The sequence below is a fragment of the Actinoplanes sp. NPDC048791 genome (genome assembly GCF_040650095.1).
In the GTDB taxonomy this organism is placed as follows: domain Bacteria; phylum Actinomycetota; class Actinomycetes; order Mycobacteriales; family Micromonosporaceae; genus Actinoplanes.
This window is the reverse complement of sequence record NZ_JBEZGQ010000992.1, coordinates 1-3057: the sequence shown is the minus strand read 5'-3', so window position 1 is coordinate 3057 and position 3057 is coordinate 1. Positions and strand designations below refer to the sequence as shown.

Sequence of the window (3057 nt, the reverse complement as noted above, 5' to 3'; positions counted from 1 at the left end):
CTCGAGGTGACCGGCGGCCCCAACCGCGCGCCGCTGGAGGCCGCCTCGTCCGCGGCACTGTTCGCGCGGGCGACGGCACTGGCACACTCGCTGGGCCTGCCGGCGTTGACCGCCACCGCGGTCGGCGGCGCCTCCGACGGCAACCTGACCGCCGGTACGGGCACACCCACCCTGGACGGTCTCGGCGCGGTCGGCGGTGGTGCCCACGCCGACGACGAGCACGTCCTGCTGGAGTTCCTCCCCGGCCGTACGGCGTTGCTCGGCGCGTTGCTGGCCGAGCTGACCGGGGCCCGGTGACCAGGATGAGCAGGCCCGAGAACCTCGCCGGCCTGCAGACCGGGCCCGAGCCGAACCACCTCGACGCCGCCGTCGACGAGGCCGTCGGCCAGGCCCAGACCGCCGCGGCGTCCGCCGGGGTGGACGTGCGCGCCCTGACCGACTTCGGCGACCTCGACCAGGCGGTGCGGCTGTTCGCCCGGATCTGGGGCCGCGACGCCAACCCGCCGATGAACCTCGAACTGCTGCGGGCGTTCGGGAAAGCGGGCAACTACGTCAGCGGCGCCTTCGTCGGCGAGCGGCTGGTCGGGGCGTGCGTCGGCTTCTTCCACGCCCCGTCGGAGGATGCCCTGCACAGCCACATCGCCGGGGTGGCACCCGAGATGACCGGGCGCGCGGTCGGCTTCGCCCTCAAGCTGCACCAGCGGGCGTGGGCGATGAGCCGCGGCGTCGACCGGGTCGCCTGGACGTTCGACCCGCTGGTGGCCCGCAACGCCTACTTCAACGTCGTGAAGCTGGGCGCCCGCCCGATCGAGTACATGCCGAACTTCTACGGGCTCATGCTCGACACCCTCAACGGTGACGGGGACTCCGACCGGCTGCTGGTCCGGTGGTCGTTGCGGGATCCGGCTGTCGCCGAGGCGTGCGGCCGGTCGGGGGAGCACCGGACGGATCCGGCGCCGGTCGCCGGTGCGGTCGTGGCCGTGGGTACGGCGGCGGACGGCTCGCCCGAACTTGGCCGCCTCGACGGCGCTACCAGCGTGGTGGCCGTCCCGCGGGACATCACCGCGCTGCGGGCCACCGACCCGGCCCTGGCCGCACACTGGCGGCGTGCGGTGCGCGACGCGATGACGGGCCTGCTGGCCCAGGGCGCCACTGTCGTCGGCTTCGACCGGGCCCGGGGATACGTACTGCGGAGGGACTCATGAAACTGACCGGCTGTGAACTGCGGTGGCTCACCATGCCGCTCGTCGGCCCGTTCCGTACCTCGTTCGGCACGGTGACCAGCCGCGAGATCCTGCTCGTGCGCGCGGTCACCGAGGACGCCGAGGGCTGGGGCGAGTGCGTGGCGATGGCCGCGCCGGTGTACTCCTCGGAGTACACCGAGGCCGCCGCCGGGGTGCTCCGCGACCATCTCGTGCCGGCCCTGGCCGCCGCCGCGCCGGCGAACGCCCTGGCCGTCGCCCCGGCTCTCGCCCCGGTCAAGGGCCATCGGATGGCCAAGGCGGCCCTGGAGATGGCCGTCCTCGACGCCGAGCTGCGGGCCGGGGGCCGCTCATTCGGCCGGGAGCTGGGCGCCGTCCGCGACCGGGTGCCGTGCGGTGTCTCGGTCGGGATCATGGACAGCATCCCGGCGCTGCTCGACGCCGTCGACGGCTACCTGGCCGAGGGGTACGTCCGCATCAAACTCAAGATCGAGCCCGGCTGGGACGTCGAGCCGGTACGCGCCGTCCGTGAGCGCTTCGGTGACCAGGTGCTGCTGCAGGCCGACGCGAACACCGCCTACTCGCTGTCCGACGCCCGGCACCTGGCCCGCCTCGACCCGTTCGACCTGGTGCTCATCGAGCAGCCGCTGGACGAGGAGGACGTGCTGGGCCACGCCGACCTGGCCCGGCTGATCCGTACCCCGGTCTGCCTCGACGAGTCGATCACCTCCGCCGCCTCCGCCGCGGCCGCGATCCGGCTCGGCGCCTGCCAGATCGTGAACGTCAAGCCGGGGCGGGTGGGGGGCTACCTCGAGGCCCGGCGCATCCACGATGTGTGTGCCGCGCACGGCGTACCGGTCTGGTGCGGCGGCATGCTGGAGACCGGCCTCGGCCGGGCCGCCAACGTGGCCCTGGCCGCGCTGCCCGGCTTCACGCTGCCCGGCGACACGTCGGCCTCCGGCCGCTACTACGCGGCCGACATCACCGAGCCGTTCGTCCTCGACCAGGGACATCTGCCCGTGCCGACCGGTCCCGGCCTGGGGGTGACGCCGGATCCGGCCCGGCTGGCCGAGGTGACCACCCGGGTCGAGTGGATCTCGATGTGAACGTGGGCAGCGGGTAGCCCGCGGCCCCTATCGTGAGAGCGACGCCCAGGCCCAGGGAGTGCCCATCGCCGTGAATCCCGCCCCCTCGGCACGCCCCCGAGCGAGCCTCGGCCGCGTGCTGGACGACCTCGGCTCCATGCTCCTGGAGCTCGTGCACGGCGACCCGGAACGCGCCGAGCCGGTCGGTTCGGTGGTCATCCACGATCCGGAGGACAGCCCGGTGCTGCCGCCGCACGCTCTCGTGCTGGGCGTGGGGGTCAGCGACCCGGCCGCGATCACCGAGCTCCTCGCCGAGATCGGCGCCCAGGACGCCGTGGCGCTGATCCTGCGCTCGTCGGTCCCGGCCCCGCCGGCGGTGCGGGCGGCCGCCGACCGGGCCGGGGTGGTCCTGCTCGGACTGCGCCGGGGAGCCCCGTGGGTGCACCTGGCCGCGATGCTGCGTGCCCTGCTCGCCGAGGACGAGGTCGGCGTGGCCCAGCCGGAATCGCTGCTCGGGCTGCCCTCCGGCGACCTGTTCGCGGTGGCCAACGCGATCGCCGCGCTCATCGACGCCCCGATCACCATCGAGGACCTCAGCTCCCGCATCCTGGCCTTCTCCGGTCGGCAGGAGGAGGCGGACCCGTCGCGGGTCGAGACGATCCTCGGCCGGCACGTGCCCGAACGCATCGAGCAGGAGCTCACCGAACGCGGTGTGTTCCGCGACCTGCTGCGCACCGACCAGCCGGTGCGCATCGACCCCATCGGCGACG

3 protein-coding genes and 1 pseudogene are annotated in these 3057 nt (G+C 74.1%); all 4 read left to right on the top strand.

Annotated features, from left to right (window positions below):
* On the top strand, positions 1-297 hold a 297-nt coding region (locus tag AB0C29_RS41000; RefSeq protein ID WP_360832519.1), incomplete at its 5' end, for a M20/M25/M40 family metallo-hydrolase.
* Positions 298-302: 5 nt separating this feature from the next.
* Entirely contained in the window at positions 303-1205 is a 903-nt protein-coding gene (locus AB0C29_RS40995) for a GNAT family N-acetyltransferase (RefSeq protein ID WP_360832516.1), read from the top strand.
* Positions 1202-2308, top strand: a complete 1107-nt coding sequence (gene menC / locus AB0C29_RS40990) for an o-succinylbenzoate synthase (protein WP_360832514.1) — start codon at positions 1202-1204, stop codon at positions 2306-2308. Before AB0C29_RS40995 ends, menC begins: the two co-directional genes overlap by 4 nt.
* Before the next feature lie 115 nt (positions 2309-2423).
* A pseudogene (locus AB0C29_RS40985) lies at positions 2424-3057 on the top strand (PucR family transcriptional regulator); the annotation flags it as partial.